Source organism: Paucibacter sp. KBW04, from assembly GCF_003852425.1.
GTDB lineage: Bacteria > Pseudomonadota > Gammaproteobacteria > Burkholderiales > Burkholderiaceae_C > Paucibacter_A.
The window spans coordinates 26,601-44,750 of sequence record NZ_QAJN01000006.1; the positions used below are offsets into that span (position 1 = coordinate 26,601).

The window sequence follows — 18,150 nt, forward strand, 5'->3', positions numbered from 1 at the left end:
GCAAACAGCGGCCACGCGCTCTTGATTCATCTCAAGAGCGCGGCGAGACTGAACCCTTAAAGTCAGATCTATGCCGCAGCCACGCAAAGCCCCCCACTTCACCACTCGCAGCTGGGGGCTGGCCCGCCCCTCGGCCTTGAACGCTGCGGCCGACCGGGCGGAAAGAGCCTGGCGCTGGCCGGTGCTGGTCGCCCTGTTCTGCACCATCCCGGCCTTTTACATCGAGCTGCTGGAGAACCTGCCCACGCCGCTGGCCGTGGCCATTTATCTGATCGCGGCCTTGATGACCGCCACCTCGCTGTGGCGGGTCGCGCGCAAGGTCAGCCATCCACGCCAATACCTGCGCAGCAATGCGCTGGATGTGACGCTTGTCGTCGGCCTGCTGACCGCGGCCCTGATCTCGCCCAGCGCCTCCTCCACCGTCTCCCTGGCAATACGCTTGTTCGTGGCCATGCTGACCCTGGTGCGCATGGTCTGGGCCATCAAGTCCTGGGTGACGCGGGGCGGGCTTGGCTATCTGCTGACCCTGGCCTTGCTGGTGCTGGGTTTCTGCGGTGTAGGCTTTTGGGCCCTGGAGCCGCGCGCCCATAGCTTGGGCGATGGGCTCTGGCTGGCCTTCACCACCGCCGCCACCGTGGGTTATGGCGATATCGTGCCGACCACGCCGGCAGCCAAGATCTTCTCCGTCTTCGTCGTGCTCTTGGGTTATGCCGTGTTGTCCCTGGTCACGGCGGCCATCGCCGCCATGTGGGTGGAGAACGCCGAGCGCCATCTGGAACAAGACATCCTGCGCGATATGCATGCACAGCTGCGCAGCGTGCATGAGGAGTTAGCCTCCATCAAGGACGAGCTGGCGGCCGCCCGCAAGGCACAGCGCCCCGACTGATTCAGAGCGCCAGCTTGTGTGACTGCAGGGCCAGCATGCCGTCGAAGATCAGCGACTCGACCAGCTCGTGCGGGATCTCCAGCGTCGGTGACACCTTCCAGCCCGCGCCACCCGTCATCAAGGTCAGCGGCCGGTGACCCACACGCTTTTCCAGGTGGCGATGCATGCGCTCGATGGCGCCGGTGATGGCATAAGTGCCGCCGCTGGTCAGCGCATCCGAGGTGTTGGTGGGGAACTCGCTGACCTCACCAGTGGGCACACGCAGGCCGGCCGTGCCGCCCTCTAGCGCGCGCAGCATGATGCCGTGGCCGGGCAGGATCAAGCCACCCAAAAAGCGCCCGCTGGCGTCCAGCGCATCCACCGTCACCGCCGTGCCTATCATCACCACCAGGGCGGCGCAGGGCGCACTCTCGGCCTCGGTCTTGGCGCCAAAGCGGTTCAGCACATGCCAGCGCGCGCCGATCTGGGCCACAAAACGGTCCACACCCAGGCGGCCGGGCACGTCATAGCCATTGGTGACACCGCCGGCATGGCTGCTCGCCACCACCCAGCGCGGCTCCACCTCCCAGAGCTCCAGCTGCTCCTCGACCCGGCGGCGCATCGCGTCGCCCGCCACATTGCAGCCCAGCACGCTATGGGGCGCGGGCAGATCGCGCCAATCGCCGTCGGCCAGGGTTTCGATGTTTTCCAGGAACACCGCCCCATGGGCCAGCAAGCTCGCGCCGGGTTGCGGCGAGGCATAAAGCGCCCATTTCAGGCGGGTGTTTCCGATGTCTATGGCCAAAAAGCTCATGGTGAGGCGGGGAAAAGCTGGCAAAAGTCACCCAGCCTAACAGCTTGGCAAGCCCGCCCGCCCCAGGAACCCCGCCCATGCACGCAGCGAGCAAAAGCGCGAAGCACTGCCTAAATGCCCCGATTTTCGGATTTGACGCGCACACTTGGCTCGTTATGCTTGGCAGCTGCCGCCCATCGCTGCGGGTAGTTCACTCAAAAACAAGGCAAGGAGCACCATGAAATCTCTTTCCATTGCGACCAAGCTTTGGCTCCCCATCATCGTGCTGGCATTTTTTGTCACGCTGATGGCGGGCGGCACCTACTTCCGCACCCAGGCCTTGCTGGCCAAAAGCATGGTGGCCCAGCAGCAGCAGCAAGACATCTACGAGCTGGCCCTGCGCTGGCGCGGCCTGACCGAGGCCAACTCGGCCCGCGCTATCGCCGGCGTGCTCAGCAGCGACCCGGTGGTGGCCGCGACCTTCAAGCCCGAGATCGAGGCGGCCTCGACCCAGGTGGCCGAGATCCAGAAGCGCCTGGAGTCCCTGGCCGTCAGCGAGGGCGAGAAGAACACCATGGCCAAGATCGCCAAACTACGCGAAGCCTATATCGCGGCACGCGGCGCGGCCATCAAGCTCAAAGAAACCGGCAATGCCGAGGCCGCCGTGGCGGCGCTGAAGGACCAGACCCAACCGGCCCTGAATGCCTATCTGGCGGCGCAGCAAGAGTTTGTCGGCATCGAGCATGAGCGCGCCCAAGCGGCCCGCGAGGCCGCCGGTGCCGAACGCATGCGCACCGTCTGGACGGCGGCCGGCGTGATGTTCACCATCGTCGCCTGCCTGGCTGTGTCCACCTTCTTCCTGACCCGCTCCATCACCACCCCGCTGGCCCGCCTGGTGCGCCAGGCCGAACGCATAGGGCGCAACGATTTGAGCGGCCATATCGAGGTGGACCGCGCCGACGAGATCGGCGAGGTGCAACGCGCCCTCAGCGCCATGCAGGATTCGCTCAATCGCATCGTCAGCGAGGTGCGCCACAGCGCCGACAGCATCCAGACCGCCAGCAGCGAAATCGCCAGCGGCAATCTGGACTTGAGCCAGCGCACCGAGCAGACCGCCTCCAATCTGCAGCAGACTGCCACCGCAATGAGCCAGCTCACCGGCACAGTCAAGCAAAGCGCCGACAGCGCCGCCACCGCCAATCAGCTGGCCGGCAGCGCCGCCCAGGTGGCGCAGCGCGGCGGCGAGGTGGTGGGTCAGGTGGTCTCCACCATGGACGAGATCAACGCCAGCTCCAAGCGCATCAACGACATCATCGGCGTCATCGACGGCATCGCCTTCCAGACCAATATCCTGGCCCTCAATGCGGCGGTGGAAGCCGCCCGCGCCGGCGAGCAAGGTCGGGGTTTTGCGGTGGTGGCCAGCGAGGTGCGCAGCCTGGCCCAGCGCAGCGCCGAGGCCGCGCGTGAGATCAAGACCTTGATCGGTGCCAGCGTGGACCGGGTCGAGGCCGGTGCCCGCCTGGTGCAGGACGCGGGCAGCACCATGACCGAGATCGTCGGCAGCGTGGGCAAGGTCAGCGACATCATCGGCGAGATCCGCGCCAGCACGGTGGAGCAAAGCGAGGGCATTGGCGCCGTCAACGGCTCGGTCGGCCAGTTGGACCATATGACCCAGCAAAACGCCGCCCTGGTGGAGCAAAGCGCCGCCGCGGCCGAGTCCTTGCGCGAGCAGGCCGGCAAACTGGCCGAGCTGGTCAGCGGCTTCAAGCTGCAAGGTGGGCTGGCACGCGAGGCCGCGCCGCCAGCCAGCAACGGATTCAAGCCCAGCCCCGTCTCACCCAAGCCGGCAGCCAGCCCTGCCATCAGCGCTGCCCCCAAGGCGGTGCCCAAGGCTGCGGCAAGGCCATCAGCCAAGAGCACCCCGCCCAAGCCCAACCCACCCGCCAGCAGCCCCGCAACCAGCGCTGGCGCGGCCCCAAGCCCGGCCCCCAAGCCCGCCGCCGATGACGGCGATTGGGAGACCTTCTAAACCTGGTGTGGTGTTTCACACTGTGTGGAACACCGCACTAGGAGCCTCGGCTGGCCTGCACCGCGTCCGCCACGCTCCAGAACATACGCTCCGGCGTGCCCAGGCCTTGCGGGTCCCAGGCTTGCAACAACTCCCGCACCTGTTCCTTGACCCGCGAGAGCAGCAGGACCTGGCCGGTTTCGCGCAGGCGCTGAGCCAGCTCTTGCAGGCATTCCACGGCCGTGCTGTCCAGGTCCGAGCTTTCCTCCAGGCTCAGCACCACGCAGCGCAGGTCCGGCCGCTGGGCCACGCGGTTCAAGACCTCGGCCACCACCCGCTCGGCACTGGCAAAAAACAAGGGCTCCTCGGGCCGCAAGACCAGCAGGCCAGGGCTGGCTTGGGCGCCGTTGCCCTGGTTGATCACAATGAAATTACGGCTCTGCTCCAGTTCACCCAGCTCATGCACCACCGGCTGGCTGAAGCGCTTGAGTGCGGCCACCAATGAAAGGGCGATCGCCGCCAGCATGCCGTGCAGCACGCCGAACAAAAGCACGGCGGCGATGGCAGCCAGCAGCAGCCAGCGATCCCGGTTCATGCGCCAGAGCGCCAGCAAGGGCTTGGGATGCAGGGCATGGGCCAGGGCGCCGATAACGGCGACGGCCAGCACCGGCCGCGGCAGCAGATGCAGGGCCGGCAGGGCCAGGAGCAGGACCAGCACGATCACCCCCAAGGCCACCGCACCGGCGGCGCGGCTGACCGCACCCGCCGCCGCATTGGCCGCCGTGGCCGAAAAGCCCGCCCCCACCGGCATGCCTTGCAACAGCCCCGAGCCTAGATTGCAAACACCCAGCACCAGCAACTCTCGATTGGGGTTGAGGCGATCGCCATGGGCCAGGGCCAGGGTGCGCATGCTGCCCCAGGACTCGGCAAAGATCAGCACCACCAGGCCAAAGGCCAGCTCGGCCAGCGGCAGCCAATCGGCCAGGGGCAGCTGAGGCAGGCCGGGCGCGAAGCGCAGGGGCGGCACGGCGCCAACCTCGGCCACGCCTTGGGCTGCCAGGTTCAGCGCCCCCGCCGCCGCGATGGCCAAGACCATCGCCACCATGGTTCCCGGCACCCTCGGCCAGCGCCGCAGAAGCCAGATGCACAGGCCAGCGAGCAACGCCACGGCCACGCTGGCCCCATGCCATTGCTGGGGGTGGCCAAGGGCATAAAACAGGATGGGCAAGGGATCATGGGCCACACCGGGCGGTAAGACCAAGCCTAAGGCATCGGGCAGTTGCTTGATCACGATGGACAGGGCCAGGGCAAAGGCGAAGCCGCGCAGCACCGGCCGCGAGACAAAGGCCGACAGCTGCCCCTGACCCGCCCAGGCCAGCAGGCACAAGATGAGGCCGGCCAGCAGCACCAGGGCCAACAAAGCCTGGCCGTAAAAAAGCCCTTCACTGGCCCCGGGCAGGCTCAGCACCGCCGCCGCCGACAAGATGGCGGTGGATGAAGTGGGCGAAACGATGGCGAAGCGGCTGCCCCCAAACAAAGCGTAGACCGCCAGGCCGACCAGCACGGCCGTCAAGGCATAGCTGACCGGCAGCCGAGCCAGGCCCGCATAGGCCACGGCCTCGGGCAAGAGAATGCCGGCCACGCAAAAGCCCGCCACCCAGTCGCCCGCCCGCACCGGGCGGGGCGCGGCGGCGCGGCGGGGCAGGTTGTCAAACAGACCGAACATGGGCGAACACTCCAGCGTCAAACACAGCCGGGCAAGCTGGGCCAAGAGCCGCCGTAGGCCCCCGATCCTGAACGAGCGCAAGGTGCCGGGGCCTAGGCCCTGCCTTGATCTTGAAAATGAGCTCGACTGCATCCATGCCTGTACCCGCTGTGTCCGAATCCGGAGAGTCTGCCGCAGATCTGGCGCCATCAACAGCTTGGCGTTTGCCCCGCGTCAAGCTCGCTCAGCGCGCGGGGTAAGCCCTAGGGCTAGGCAGCTGCGCGCCCACCTACATTGCCTTCTCGTAGAGGCCTCGCGCATCGGTTTTGTGCCGGTGCTGCGCCACTGCTACAAAGCCGGGAGACTCGCCCTATGCCCCTCATCTTGTCGCGCCGCCACCTGCTGCAACTGGCAGGCATGACCTTGCCCTGCATGGCCCTTGCCGAAGCTCCCTCGGCGCCAACAAACCTAGGTCAGCGCCTCGACGCGATCGGCAGCCGCTATTTTGAAGACAGCCTCAGGCTCAGCCCCTTGATGGGCAGCGAGTTGATGGGCGGCGAGCGCTTCGAAGACAAGCTGGAAATCGAGATTGCTCCGGCCCACCAGCGCCAGCAAAAAGCCTTGCAGCGGCGTCTGTTGCGTGAGCTGGCAAGCCTGCCCCAGGCCCAGCTCGATGCCCAGCAAACGCTCTCGCTGCAAGTGCTGCGGCAGCAGGCACAGCAGCGGCTGGAGGAGCAGGCCTTCCCCGCTGCGCTGCTGCCCATCGATCACTATGGCGGCATGCCCGTCACCCTGGCGCAGATGGCCTCGGGCCAGGGCACGCAGGCCTTGAACACCCCGCGCCAGTACCGCCACTTTTTGCAGCGCCTGGCCCGCTTGCCGGCCTGGAACGCGCAGGCCATGGTGAATATGCGGGAGGGCATGCGCAGCGGCGTCGTGCAGTCACGCGCCTTGATCGAACAAGCTTTGCTCACCTTGCAGCCCCTGGCCTCCGCGCCCCTGGATCAACACCCCTATGCCCAGCCCCTGCGCCAGTTTCCGGCCAGCTTCAGCGCCGCCGAGCGGGCGGACCTGAGCCGCCGCTATGAGCGCGAAATTCGCAGCCGCCTGCTGCCCTCGATGCAAAGCCTGCTGCGCTTTTTGCGCGAGGACTATCTGCCCCGTACCCGCGCCAGCGCCGGCCTGGGCGGCCTGCCCAATGGCGCGGCCTGGTACGCCCAGCGCATACGCGCCGCCACCAGCACCCGCATGGATGCGCAAAGCATCCATGCCTTGGGCTTGCGTGAGGTGGCGCGCATCCGGGCCGAGATGGGCAAGATCCACGCAGGGTTCGGCGGCAAGGGCAGCTTGACCGAGTTCTTGCGCGAGCAGCCCATGCGGCCCGAGTACCGGCCCTTCAAAAGCGATCAAGAGGTGCTGGACGCCTACGCCCGCATCAACGCACAGGTGCTCGCTGCCCTGCCCCGCCTCTTTCATCGCGGTCCCAAGGCAGCCCTGGAGATTCGCGCCGAACCCGAGATCAGCAAGGCCACGGCCAGCGCGCATTACATGAGCCCGGCCGTCGACGGCTCGCGCCCCGGCGTCTTCTTCGAGGTCATCATGGACCCGCGTGAAATCTCCACCTCGGGCATGACTAGCTTGTTCCTGCATGAAGGCCAACCCGGCCACCACTTCCAGATCGCCCTGCAGCAGGAGCTGCCACTGCCGGACTACCGCCGCTACAGCTCAAACGAAGCCTATGTCGAGGGCTGGGCCTTGTACGCCGAGACTCTGGGTTATGAGATGGGCTTGTACGAGGACCCCATGGTGAGGCTGGGCCATCTGAGCGCCGATCTGCACCGCGCCGTGCGCTTGGTCACCGACACCGGCCTGCACGCCCTGGGCTGGACGCGCGAGCAAAGCATGCAGTACATGCAGGAGACCGAGGGCCTGGACGCGGCCGAGGCCCGTCGTGCCACCGAGAGATACATGGCATGGCCCGCCCAAGCCCTGGCCTACAAGATCGGGCAGCTGAAGATTCTTGAGCTGCGCGAACGCGCTCGCAAGCGCCTGGGCGAGCGCTTCAGCTATGCCGACTTCCACGCCCTGGTGCTGGAGGACGGGGCGCTGCCCTTGGACCTGCTGGAAGCCAAGATCGACAGCTGGCTGCAGGCGCGCGCCCCTGCCTGAGCGGATTGCGCAGTTCGTCCTGCGAAATCTCCCGTTCCTCGCACGCGGATGGCGGCCAAAGGCTGGGCTGAGCACACTGCGCCCTTCTCTTACTTCCAAGAAGAAGCGGCACCGCCATGCTCACCATCCAGGCCCTGAGCCACACCTATCCCAACGGCACCCAAGCGCTTGCCGACGTCAATCTGCAAATCCCCAAGGGCATGTTCGGCCTGCTGGGCCCCAACGGCGCGGGCAAGTCCAGCCTGATGCGCTGCATCGCCAGCTTGCAGACACCCACGCAGGGCAGCATCCACTTCGGCGATATCGATGTGCTGAAGGCTCCCGAGCGCCTGCGCGCAACGCTGGGATATCTGCCGCAGGACTTTGGCGTCTACCCGCGCGTCTCGGCCTACGATTTGCTGGACCATCTGGCCGTGCTCAAGGGCGTGGTCGACCGGGGTGAGCGGCGTGACACGGTGGAGACCCTGCTGGCCCAGGTCAATCTCTGGGAGGTGCGCAAAAAAGCGGTGGCCGGCTACTCGGGCGGCATGCGCCAGCGCTTTGGCGTGGCCCAGGCCTTGATCGGCAAGCCCCAACTCATCATCGTGGACGAGCCCACCGCCGGCCTGGACCCGGAGGAGCGCAACCGCTTCAACAATCTGCTGGCCGCCATCGGCGAGCAGGTGGTGGTGATTCTGTCCACCCATATCGTCGAGGATGTGGCCGATTTGTGCCCGCGCATGGCCATCCTGGCGGGCGGCCGCATTCTGCAGACCGGTGCCCCGCAAGACCTGACCCTGGCCCTGGCCGGGCGCGTCTGGCGCCGCAGCATCGCCAGCGCCGACTTGCCGCGCTATCAGCAAGATCACCAAGTGATTTCCAACCGCCTGCGCGGCGGCCAGACCCGCATCCATGTGCTGGCCGATCAATCGCCCGGCGAGGGCTTCGAAGCCGTCAGCGCTGATCTGGAAGACCTCTACTTCGCCACCCTGGCCCAGGCACGCCGGGCCCAGGCGGCCACGGTTTAAGAGGCCGCCATGCTGACGAAAATCGCCGCCTTCGAGGCGCGCTACCAACTGCGCTCGCCGCTCTTTGTGCTGAGCTTTGTGATCTTTTTTCTGCTGACCTTTGGCGCGGTCACCTCGCCCGATATCCAGATCGGCGGGCCCAAGGGTGCCACCCATCTGAACGCCCCCTTTGCCCTGCTGCAGACCATGGCCGCCATGCATGTGATGGCCATCTTCATCGTCACCGCCTTTGTCGCCAATGTGGTGGTGCGCGATGAAGAAAGCGGCTTCGCCCCGCTCTTGCGTGCCACCCGCATCCGCAAGTTCGACTATCTCCTGGGCCGCTTCATCGGCGCCATGGCCGTGGCCTTTCTCGTCACCCTGGCCGTGCCCCTGGCTTTTGCCATCGGCTCCCTGATGCCCTGGTTAGACGCCGAGCAGATCGGGCCCCTGGTGCTCAGCCACTACCTCTACGCCAGCCTGGTGATGGGCTTGCCCACGCTCCTGGTGCTGGGCGCGGGCTTCTTCGCCCTGGCCACCGTGACCCGCTCGATGATGTGGAGCTATGTGGGCGCCGTGGCCTTTCTGGTGCTGTTCGGTGCCTCGCGCGCGCTGCTGCGCGACCCGGCGTTTAGCATCTTGTCCGCGCTGAGCGACCCCTTCGGTGTCGGCGCCCTGGGCCAGGCCACCAAGTACTGGACCACGGCCGAGCGCAACAGCCTCCTGCCCCCGCTGCAAGGCCTGTTGCTGCAAAACCGATTGATCTGGTTGGCGGCCGCAGCGGCCCTCTTTGCCCTGGCCTACCGCCTGTTCAGCTTCGAGGCCAAGAGCGCACGCCTGAGCCCAAAGAAGGCAAAGACCAAGGACGAGGCGCCGCCCCAACTCAAGCCCCTGGCCTCGCCCACGCAGGGCCGCGGCACCGGCCTGGCCCAGTTCCTGGCCCTGGCTCGCTTTGACATGGCCTTTGTGTTTCGCAGCCCGGCCTTCTTCGTCCTGCTGGCACTAGGCCTGTTCAATGCGCTGGCTTCCTTGCTGATCAGCGGCACGGAGCGTGGCGTCAGCTATCTCCCCGTCACCCGCTCGGTGGTCGAGGTGCTGGAGGGCAGCTTCAGCTTCATCCTCGTGCTGATCGCCGTCTACTATGCGGGCGAGTTGGTCTGGCGTGACCGCGAGCGCCGCATGCATGAGATCGTCGATGCCAGCGCCGCGCCCAACTGGGCTTTCCTCGCGCCCAAGGTCCTGGCCATCAGCGGCGTGCTGCTGGCCTGCTATCTCGTGGCCACGGCCACCGGCATGGCTTTGCAATTGGCCAAAGGCTACTTCGAGCTGCAGCCCCAGGCCTATCTGCTGTGGCTTGTGCTGCCGGGCTTGATCTCGGCCTTGTTGCTGGCGATTCTGTCGGTCTTTGTCCAAGCCCTGTCGCCGCACAAATATGTGGGCTGGGCCCTGATGCTGGTCTTCACGGTCGCCACCCTGGTGATGGCGACGCTGGGTTTTGAAGACAAGCTCTACAACTTTGCCGACACGCCCGCCGTGCCCTTGTCGGACATGAATGCCATGGGCCGCTTCTGGATAGGCCGCGCCTGGCTGCAAGCCTATTGGCTGGCCTTTGGCGCGGTGCTGCTGGTGTTGGCGCATCTGCTCTGGCGGCGTGGGGTGGAGACGAGTCTGCAACCCCGTTTGCAAGCCCTGGGGCACCGCCTCAAGGGGGCGCCTGGCTGGCTGCTGGGGGCGAGCAGCCTGGCCTGGTTGGGCTGCGGCGGCTATGTGTTCTACAACACCCATGTGCTGAACGAGTTTGAGTCCGCTCCGGCCGCCGAGCAAAGACAGGCCGACTACGAAAAGACCTTGTCGCCCTACGCCCAGCTGCCCCAGCCCACCATCACCGAGTTGGAGCTGAAGGTCGATCTCTTCCCGCGCCAGACCCGCGCCGAAACCCAGGGCAGCTATGTGCTGGAGAACCGCAGCGGCCAGCCCATCAGCCAGGTGCATATCGCCTGGACCCGCGGTCTGCAGATGCAGGCCCTGGAACTGGAGGGCGCCACGCTGGAGCAAGAGCTGAAGCGCTTCGACTACCGCATCTACCGCCTGGCCACGCCCATGCTGCCGGGCGAGCGGCGCAACCTGCGCTTTCGCACCCTGGCGGAGGAAAAGGGCTTCGTCAACAACCGCCCGCTGACGCAGATCGTGGCCAATGGCAGCTTCATCAACCACGCCATGCTCACCCCAAGTTTGGGCGTGCAGCGCCGCTACTTTATGGACGACCGGGTCAAGCGCAAAAAGTACGGCCTGCCGCCCGAACAGCGGGTGGCCAAGCTGGAAGACGAGAGCGCCCGCGCCCACAACTATCTGCGCCACGACAGCGACTGGGTGAAGGCCCACATCACCCTCAGCACCGACGCGGATCAAACCCCGGTGGTGCCTGGCGTGGTCGTCTCAGACCGCGTGAGCGGCAGCGGAGCGAGCGCCCGCCGCACGCTGGAGACGCGCAGCGAGGCGCCGGTGGCCAATTTCTTCTCCTTCCAATCGGCGCGCTACAAGATCCAGCAAGAGGCTTGGACGAGCCCACAAGGCAAGCCGGTGGCTCTGCAGGTCTACTACCACCCGCCGCATGAGCACAATGTGCGCCGCATGCTGGACGCGATGAAGAGCTCGCTGGAGGTCTACACCCGCGCCTTCGGGCCCTACCAGTTCAGCCACGCGCGCATCCTGGAGTTCCCTGCTTACGAGCGCTTTGCCCAGGCCTTCTCGGGCACCATGCCCTACTCCGAGGCCATTGGCTTCATCCAGGACTTCAAGGACGAGGACCGCGACGAAAAAGTGGACCTGGTCACCATGGTCACCGCCCATGAGATCGCCCATCAGTGGTGGGCGCATCAGATGAACGGAGCCGACAAGCAGGGCATGACCCTACTGAGCGAAACCTTCGCCCAGTACTCCGCCATGCTGGTGATGGAAAAGCTCTACGGCAAGGCGCAGATCCGCAAGTTCCTGAAGTACGAGCTGGACCGCTATCTGCGCTCGCGCTCCGGCGAGCTGGTGGAAGAGCTGCCCCTGGGCCGGGTGGAGAACCAGCCCTACATCCACTACCGCAAGGGCGCCGTGGCCATGTACGCGCTCAAGGACGCGTTAGGGGAGGAAGTCGTCAACCGCGCCCTGCGCAAGCTGCTGGCCGAGTTCGCCTTCAAGCCCGCGCCCTACGCCGACACCCGCGACTTCCTGCGCCTGCTGCGCGCCGAGGCCGGCCCCCAGCATGAACAGCTGATTGCCGACCTGTTTGAGCGCATCACCCTCTACGACATCAAGGCCAGCGAGGCCTGGGCCAAGCAGCGCGCCGACGGCAAGTTCGACGTCCACTTCACGGTCGAAGCCAAGAAGTTCTATGCCGATGGCAAGGGCCGCGAGACCGAAACACCGCTGCAAAACGAGACGGTGGACATCGGCGCCTTGCAAATAGAGCCGGGCAAGAAAGGCTTTAGCCAAAGCGCTGTTGTGCGGATGGAAAAACAGGCGCTGAAGACCGGCAAACAAGAGATCCATTTGCTGCTGGACCAGGCGCCGGTTTTTGTGGGCGCCGACCCCTACAACATGCGCATCGACCGAAATTCGGACGACAACGTGATCAAGGTCGAGATGCGCTGAAGACTCTGCATAAAAAGGATGTCGGAAAGTAAGGAAGGCTGGATTTCAGAAATAAAGACTTTCCGACTCTGCGACAAATGCCAAGCAAAAAGGCCCGCCGGCTGAAAAACCGGCGGGCCTTTTGCTTCGCCCAAAAACTGCTCAGAAACAGGGCAAACAAGGCCAAAAAACGCGTTCAAAACCATTGAGTCCAGGGCGAGAAAGAGCCTCGGAAAGCCCCAAAAAGCCGGCAAAACCATCGAGACCCCAAAAGTCATCCGGCCAGAAAAAAGGCGGCCCGAAAAAACGCGCCCAAAAAAACGTGTCAGGAAAAAAGTGGCGCCCGCCCCCAAAAAAGCCGCTCAAAACCATTGAGCCCACAAAACTCGCGAGAGCAAAGAAAAAACACGGGGGGCGCCAAGGCCAAAAAATGGGCGGCAAAACCATTGAGTCCAACAAGGGATTCATCAAACGCACGCCCAGCCCGACCCAGGACCCTGACGCCACCCGCGCCGGCCGAGAATCGCCAGCCCCACCCACCCGCAAGAAAAAACACATGAGCGATCGCGCCCTCCACTTGGCCTCGACCCTGATCCGAAATTTCAATGAAGTGCCCTTGGAACGCCTGCTCCGCGCCCCGCTCTACGACACCCAGAGCGCCCGCCTGGCCGGCGGCACCGCCGCCCGCAAGCTGGGCGCATCGATTGATGTGATCGCTCCCGGCATGCGGGCCTGCCCCTATCACCTGCACCGGGCGCAGGAGGAGATGTTTGTCATCCTCGAAGGCAGTGGCAGCCTGCGGGTGGACGGCGAGACCTTGCCGCTCAAGGCGGGTGATGTGGTCTTCATCCCACCCGGCCCCGAGTACCCACACCAGATCATCAACAGCTCCGACGCCCCGCTCAAATACCTCTCCATCAGCACACGCGAAACGCCGGAGATCGTCGAGTACCCTGATTCCGGCAAGTTCCTGGCCGACGCCAGCGCGCCCGGCGGGCGCAGCTTCGAAACCATCCAAACCCTGGGCCCCAGCCTGGACTACTGGTCGCAAGAGCCCTGAGCCAAGGCCTGAGTCGGCGCCGCACGCTGCTCGCCCAGCCGAGCCGCCTCGGCTCTTGCAGGGCCTGAGGCGAGCCCCATCTGCGCCCTGCCATGCCTTGCACGGCGCTCCGCGTTCACGCACCGACTCGCCCTTTCACACCCATGAACTGCCCCAACTGCTATCACGTCTCCCTGCGTTTCTTCGAGCGCCAAGGCGCACGCCTGAACTCCTGCCTGCAATGCGGCGGCCATTGGCTGGCCAAGGGGGAGCTGGAACGCTTGTTGGCCGGCCGACAGCAGCAACAGCAGCAACAGCAGCAGGCGTATGGGCAGGGCGGCTACGGCCCCAGCCAGGGCCAGCAGCAGTACGGTGAGGGGCCCTTCGGCCAGTTCGAGGCCCCGCACAAGCAGCATCGCAGCGCGGGAAAAGGCCTGGCCGGCTGGCTGCTGGAGCGCTTGCTCCAACTGGCGATGAACAAAATGCAGCGGCCCTACGCTTCCCAGCGCGGGCATTACAAACGCAAGAAAAGCTCCTGGCTGCACAAGTTCTTCAAATAGCGCGCTGACCAAGGCCGGGGTCAGGTCTTGCCATCACCCTCTTTATGAGGATGGACGCGACGTGGAGTAACTCGCAAACTCCGCGTCCTCTGACGCGCATTCCGCGCTGCATCCTATTGATGGAAAAAAGAAGATGGCTTTGGTGATCAAGAAGTGGTACGCCTCTGAGGTGCCGAATGAGGAGGGCAACTACGTCCACCTGGTGGGTCGTGAAGCAGGCTTGTTTGCCTGGCTGTTGTCGGTCATTGGCCTGGACCCAACAACCGAGATTCAGATCAAGGACAAGCTGATCATCTTCAGCGCCGCCTCTTTGTCGGGCCGCAGCACCCGCGTGATCCCCATGCAGTCCATCACCTCGGCCTACTACGGCTATGAAAAGCCCTGGAAAGAAGCCTTGCTCATCGCCGTGCTGTTGAGCCCGGTGTTCTTCATTGGCCTCTTGCTCGGCCCTCTGTACTACTTCCTCAACAAGACGCTGGCCATTGGTGTGGTGGAAGCGTCCTCCTGGTCGGGTGGCTTTGCCTTCAAGCGCTCCGTGATCGAAGGTCAGAACATCGACGAGAAGCAGGCTTACCGGGTGATCGAGGTCGTCCGCAAGCTGATCGAAAAGCAGACGACCTGAGCTCGCCCATCAAGGCGTGCTGATGCCCAACAACTCCACCTCAAACACCAGCGCTGTATTGGGCGGGATCTCACCGCCGCCCGCGCCGCGCTCACCGTAGGCCAGGGCCGAGGGGCAATGCAGGCGTGCCTTGCCGCCGACCTGCATCAGCTGCACGCCCTCGGTCCAGCATTTGATGACCCGGCCCAGAGGGAACTCGGCGGGCACGCCGCGCTTGATGGAGCTGTCGAACTCGCGCCCGTCGAGAAAGCGGCCCACGTAATGCACCTTGACCTTGTCGGCCGCCGTGGGGTGAGCGCCCGTGCCTGCGCGCAAGACCTCGTAGACGATGCCCGAGGCGGTGGTGATGGAGCCGGTATTGCCAGCATTGGCCGAAGATGCTGCGGCGGCAGGGGCAACAGGGCTTGAGGCCGCCGCGCTGGCCGGCTTGGCTGCGGCCTTGGCGGCAGTGGGCTTGCTGGCGGCCCAGGCCGTGCCTTGCAAGGCCAAGGCGGTGAACAGAATGCTGAGGGTGTGGATGCTGCGCTTCTGGATCATGGTGTGAGCTGGCTTTGACGAGAAGAGATGCGCACCATCATCGCAGGGCCGCCCTGCGGATCCAGAAGTGATAGCCCGAATGAAGAAAACCCGGAGCCTGAGCCCCGGGTTTTCAAGCAAATCAAACCAAGCTGAAGAGCATCACTTCATCAAAAGATGCGGCAGCCACAGCGAGATCGCAGGCACATAGGTGACCACCAGAAGGATCACCAACATGGTCGCCAACCAGGGCCAAACAGCTACCGTCAGCTCAGAGATGCCCATCTTGGTGATGCCCGAGGCCACGTAGAGGTTCAGGCCCACCGGCGGATGGCACATGCCCACTTCCATATTCACCACGATCAGGATGCCGAAGTGGATGGGGTCGATGCCTAATTTGACGGCCACCGGGAACAGAATCGGCGCCAGGATCAGAATGATGGAGGAAGGCTCCATCACATTGCCGGCCAGCAGCAGCAAGATATTGACCACCAAGAGGAAGGCCACCGGGCCGAAGCCTTGGTTGATCATCCAGTCGGCCATGGCCTGGGGCACGCCCTCGCTGGTCATCAGGAAGCTGAACAGCACCGCATTGGTGATGATGTAGAGCAACATGGCGCTCATGCTGGCCGAGTCCAGCAAGACCTTAGGCAGGCGCTTGAGCGGCAGGTCTTTGTAGATGAACACGGCCACGACGAAGGCGTACACCGCCGCCATAGCTGCCGCCTCGGTGGGGGTGAAGATGCCGGAGTAGATACCGCCCATCACCACCACGATCAGCAACAAGCCCCAGACGCTTTCACGGAAGGCCGTCCAGCGCTCGCCCCAGGAGGCTTTGGGCAGGCGCGGATAGTTGTTCTTGCGGGCGATGAACCAGGTGGTGAAGCCCAGGGCCGCGGCCAGCAGCAGGCCTGGCACCACACCGGCGATGAACATGGCGCCCACCGAGGTGTTGGTGGAGACCGAGTACATCACCATGGCGATGGAGGGCGGGATCAAGATGCCCAGCGAGCCCGAGGTGGTCAAGATGCCGGCGCCGAATTTGTTGGGGAAGCCTTGCTTGACCATGGCGGGCAGGATCACCGAGCCGATGGCCACCACGGTGGCGGGCGAGGAACCCGACACGGCGGCGAACAAAGCGCAGGCCATCACACCGGCCAGACCCAGACCGCCATGCCAGTGGCCGATCATGCTGGAGGCAAAGCGGATCATGCGCCGCGCCACCCCGCCGTGGGTGAGGAAGTTGCCGGCCAGGATGAAGAAGGGGATCGCCATGATCTCGAACTTCTCGATGCCGGTGAACAGCTTCAGGGCCACCGATTCGATGGGCACCTGGGTCATGGTGAAGAGGAAGGTCAGGACGGTCAGACCCAGCGAGATGCTGATCGGCATGCCGGTCAGCATGAGCACGATGAGCAGGATGAAGATGATGGAGGCATTCATGGCAGCGGTGCTCCTCAGGCCTTGTTAGTCTTATTGGCCGCGGCGCCGGCGGCGATCGCTGCTTCCAGCGCGTCGTCCTCCACCCCTTCCACATGTGCGTGGTCGTGATGCGGCAACTCACCGGTCTTGAGGAAGCTCCAAGCCACCTGCAGGAAGCGATAACTCATCAGCGAAGAGCCCAGCGGCACGCAGGCATACACCCACCACATCGGAATCTCCAGATCGGCCGAGGTCTGGTCGGTCTGCGCGATATGCCAAACAAAGTTAGCGCCCAGGGCCGCCACCGTGCCGGTGAACAAGGCACCGGCCAGCAGGCCGAAGATCACCAAGGCCTTGTAGGGCCGGCCCTTGAGCTTGCGCAGCACCACGTCCACGCCCACATGAATGCCGGTGCGAACGCCGTAGGCGGCGCCGAACTTGGCCATCCAGACAAACATAAAGATGCACAACTCCTGGGCCCAGCTCATATTGATCTGGACGGTGTAGTCCTGGATCACGGGGATGCCCGAGGCGTAGCGATGCACCACGGCCAGAAAGATCACAAACGTGGCCGCGCCGATGAGGAAGGCAATCAGCCATTCCTCCAGATGATTGAGGATGCGATTGATCATGTGGGGTCAGGTCTTGCCTGTCCTGTTTTTGTTGTTGTCACGCAAGGGCCCCGGCCAGCAGCTAGCCAAGGCCACTTGCGTTCTTCAAGCCCGTGGCTCGATTACTTCGGCAGGGAGAAACCGGCGGCCTTGTAGGTGGCCTCGATGGTGGCCTTGCCCACGCGCGACTCCATCTCTTTGTGCACGGGGATCAGGGCCTTCTTCCACTCGTTCAGCTCGGCGGCGGTCGGGGTGTAGATGGTGGTCTTGCCGGCGGCCTTGATCTTGTCCAGGGCGGTGGCGTTCTCGGCCGAGGCGATGGCGTTGGCGTAGGTGGTGGAATCCTTCATCGCGCCTTCCAGCTGCGAGCGGATATCGGCCGGCAGGCCGTCCCAGAACTTCTTGTTGACGATCACCGCATAGGCCAGATGGCCGTGGTTGGAGAGGGTGATGTGCTTTTGCACTTCATAGATGCGCTGGGTGTAGAAGTTGCTCGGCACGCCTTCGGTGCCGTCGACCACGCCGGACTGCAGGGCTTGATACAGCTCGCTAAAGGCCATCACCTGCGGGATCGCACCCAGGGCACGCATCTGCGCGTCCAGCACCTTGCTGGACTGGATGCGCATCTTCATGCCTTTGAAGTCGGCCACGGTGTGCAGAGGCTTGTTGGCGCTCATGATGTGGAAGCCGTTGTCCCAGTAGGCCAGGCCCTTGATGCCCTTGGGCTCCAGCTTCTTGAACAGCTCGGCGCCCACGGCGCCATCGGTCACGGCGCGGAATGCCGCATCGTCCTTGAAGATAAAGGGCAGGTCAAAGACCTCGAACTCCTTGGCGCCCAGGGGGCCGAACTTGGCCAGCGAGGGGGCCAGCATCTGCACCGAACCGAGCTGCAGCGCCTCCAGCTCTTCCTTGTCCTTGTAGAGCTGGCTATTGGGGTAGAGCTCCACCTTGACCTTGCCGGCCGTGCGTTGCTCGGCCAGTTCCTTGAAGCGCTGCGCGCCCTTGCCCTTGGGGGTGTCGGGCGCCACCACATGGCTGAACTTGATGACGATGGGGGCTTGGGCCTGGGCCGTCAGCGGCGCGGCCATCATCAGCAGAGAGCCGGTGGCCGCGGCCACCAGGGCGGACAGGCTCAGACGACGTGCCGACTTCGAAACATTCTTGCGCATGGTTTTGTCTCCGGTCTTGTGGGGGAACTTGTTGTGGGCACATTTTGGAAGCGGCCGCGCGCGG

The 18,150-nt window shown here is 64.6% G+C and carries 14 protein-coding genes; 8 read left to right on the top strand and 6 right to left on the bottom strand.

Going from position 1 to position 18,150, the window contains the following annotated elements; translation table 11 throughout:
* The first annotated feature begins 70 nt into the window (after positions 1-70).
* The gene (locus DBR47_RS07630) at positions 71-886 is read left to right on the top strand and encodes a potassium channel family protein (protein ID WP_124448625.1); all 816 of its coding nucleotides are present in this window, start codon (positions 71-73) and stop codon (positions 884-886) included.
* Between the two features lies 1 nt (position 887).
* On the opposite strand, the gene DBR47_RS07635 is transcribed toward DBR47_RS07630, so the two are convergent.
* Positions 888-1,679 (bottom strand): type III pantothenate kinase, encoded by a 792-nt coding sequence (locus DBR47_RS07635; protein WP_124448627.1) that lies wholly within the window; start codon positions 1,677-1,679, stop codon positions 888-890.
* Positions 1,680-1,896: 217 nt separating this feature from the next.
* Here DBR47_RS07635 and DBR47_RS07640 point away from each other — a divergent pair, with 217 nt between their 5' ends.
* Positions 1,897-3,687, top strand: a complete 1,791-nt coding sequence (locus DBR47_RS07640) for a methyl-accepting chemotaxis protein (RefSeq protein ID WP_124448629.1) — start codon at positions 1,897-1,899, stop codon at positions 3,685-3,687.
* Between the two features lie 37 nt (positions 3,688-3,724).
* On the opposite strand, the gene DBR47_RS07645 is transcribed toward DBR47_RS07640, so the two are convergent.
* A complete protein-coding gene (locus tag DBR47_RS07645) occupies positions 3,725-5,392 on the bottom strand; it encodes a SulP family inorganic anion transporter (RefSeq protein ID WP_197046926.1) in 1,668 nt (555 codons plus the stop codon).
* A gap of 351 nt (positions 5,393-5,743) precedes the next feature.
* Here DBR47_RS07645 and DBR47_RS07650 point away from each other — a divergent pair, with 351 nt between their 5' ends.
* The 6 genes from DBR47_RS07650 (at position 5,744) to DBR47_RS07675 (ending at position 14,368) form a co-directional block, all read left to right on the top strand.
* Positions 5,744-7,540, top strand: coding sequence for a DUF885 family protein (locus DBR47_RS07650; RefSeq protein WP_124448633.1), 1,797 nt, complete (start codon positions 5,744-5,746; stop codon positions 7,538-7,540).
* Positions 7,541-7,656: 116 nt separating this feature from the next.
* Positions 7,657-8,547: an ABC transporter ATP-binding protein gene (locus DBR47_RS07655; RefSeq protein WP_124448635.1), complete on the top strand. Its 891-nt coding sequence runs from the start codon at positions 7,657-7,659 to the stop codon at positions 8,545-8,547.
* A 9-nt stretch (positions 8,548-8,556) separates the two neighbouring features.
* Positions 8,557-12,168 carry a M1 family aminopeptidase gene (locus DBR47_RS07660; protein ID WP_124448637.1) on the top strand — a complete coding sequence of 1,204 codons (3,612 nt, stop codon included), beginning with the start codon at positions 8,557-8,559 and terminating at the stop codon, positions 12,166-12,168.
* A 409-nt stretch (positions 12,169-12,577) separates the two neighbouring features.
* On the top strand, positions 12,578-13,207 hold the full coding sequence (locus DBR47_RS07665; protein WP_231512193.1) for a cupin domain-containing protein: 630 nt from the start codon (positions 12,578-12,580) through the stop codon (positions 13,205-13,207).
* 143 nt (positions 13,208-13,350) lie between these two features.
* Positions 13,351-13,746, top strand: a complete 396-nt coding sequence (locus tag DBR47_RS07670) for a zf-TFIIB domain-containing protein (protein WP_197046927.1) — start codon at positions 13,351-13,353, stop codon at positions 13,744-13,746.
* A 133-nt stretch (positions 13,747-13,879) separates the two neighbouring features.
* Positions 13,880-14,368, top strand: coding sequence for a hypothetical protein (locus DBR47_RS07675; RefSeq protein WP_124448641.1), 489 nt, complete (start codon positions 13,880-13,882; stop codon positions 14,366-14,368).
* A gap of 9 nt (positions 14,369-14,377) precedes the next feature.
* Here the strand turns inward: DBR47_RS07675 and DBR47_RS07680 are convergent, their stop codons facing one another.
* From DBR47_RS07680 to DBR47_RS07695, 4 genes are all read right to left on the bottom strand, one after another.
* On the bottom strand, positions 14,378-14,905 hold the full coding sequence (locus tag DBR47_RS07680; RefSeq protein ID WP_124448643.1) for an FKBP-type peptidyl-prolyl cis-trans isomerase: 528 nt from the start codon (positions 14,903-14,905) through the stop codon (positions 14,378-14,380).
* A 141-nt stretch (positions 14,906-15,046) separates the two neighbouring features.
* Positions 15,047-16,327, bottom strand: coding sequence for a TRAP transporter large permease (locus tag DBR47_RS07685; protein ID WP_124448645.1), 1,281 nt, complete (start codon positions 16,325-16,327; stop codon positions 15,047-15,049).
* 14 nt (positions 16,328-16,341) lie between these two features.
* Complete coding sequence (locus tag DBR47_RS07690; protein ID WP_124448647.1) at positions 16,342-16,938, bottom strand: TRAP transporter small permease; 597 nt, start codon at positions 16,936-16,938, stop codon at positions 16,342-16,344.
* A 101-nt stretch (positions 16,939-17,039) separates the two neighbouring features.
* A complete protein-coding gene (locus tag DBR47_RS07695; protein ID WP_197046928.1) occupies positions 17,040-18,086 on the bottom strand; it encodes a TRAP transporter substrate-binding protein in 1,047 nt (348 codons plus the stop codon).
* Positions 18,087-18,150: the final 64 nt, after the last annotated feature.

Excerpts from the sequence above, each read along its gene's own strand:
- DBR47_RS07630 (WP_124448625.1), top strand. The coding sequence starts at position 71 with ATGCCGCAGCCACGCAAAGCCCCCCACTTCACCACTCGCAGCTGGGGG.
- DBR47_RS07635 (WP_124448627.1), bottom strand. The coding sequence starts at position 1,679 with ATGAGCTTTTTGGCCATAGACATCGGAAACACCCGCCTGAAATGGGCG.
- DBR47_RS07640 (WP_124448629.1), top strand. The coding sequence starts at position 1,897 with ATGAAATCTCTTTCCATTGCGACCAAGCTTTGGCTCCCCATCATCGTG.
- DBR47_RS07645 (WP_197046926.1), bottom strand. The coding sequence starts at position 5,392 with ATGTTCGGTCTGTTTGACAACCTGCCCCGCCGCGCCGCCGCGCCCCGC.
- DBR47_RS07650 (WP_124448633.1), top strand. The coding sequence starts at position 5,744 with ATGCCCCTCATCTTGTCGCGCCGCCACCTGCTGCAACTGGCAGGCATG.
- DBR47_RS07655 (WP_124448635.1), top strand. The coding sequence starts at position 7,657 with ATGCTCACCATCCAGGCCCTGAGCCACACCTATCCCAACGGCACCCAA.
- DBR47_RS07660 (WP_124448637.1), top strand. The coding sequence starts at position 8,557 with ATGCTGACGAAAATCGCCGCCTTCGAGGCGCGCTACCAACTGCGCTCG.
- DBR47_RS07665 (WP_231512193.1), top strand. The coding sequence starts at position 12,578 with ATGGGCGGCAAAACCATTGAGTCCAACAAGGGATTCATCAAACGCACG.
- DBR47_RS07670 (WP_197046927.1), top strand. The coding sequence starts at position 13,351 with ATGAACTGCCCCAACTGCTATCACGTCTCCCTGCGTTTCTTCGAGCGC.
- DBR47_RS07675 (WP_124448641.1), top strand. The coding sequence starts at position 13,880 with ATGGCTTTGGTGATCAAGAAGTGGTACGCCTCTGAGGTGCCGAATGAG.
- DBR47_RS07680 (WP_124448643.1), bottom strand. The coding sequence starts at position 14,905 with ATGATCCAGAAGCGCAGCATCCACACCCTCAGCATTCTGTTCACCGCC.
- DBR47_RS07685 (WP_124448645.1), bottom strand. The coding sequence starts at position 16,327 with ATGAATGCCTCCATCATCTTCATCCTGCTCATCGTGCTCATGCTGACC.
- DBR47_RS07690 (WP_124448647.1), bottom strand. The coding sequence starts at position 16,938 with ATGATCAATCGCATCCTCAATCATCTGGAGGAATGGCTGATTGCCTTC.
- DBR47_RS07695 (WP_197046928.1), bottom strand. The coding sequence starts at position 18,086 with ATGCGCAAGAATGTTTCGAAGTCGGCACGTCGTCTGAGCCTGTCCGCC.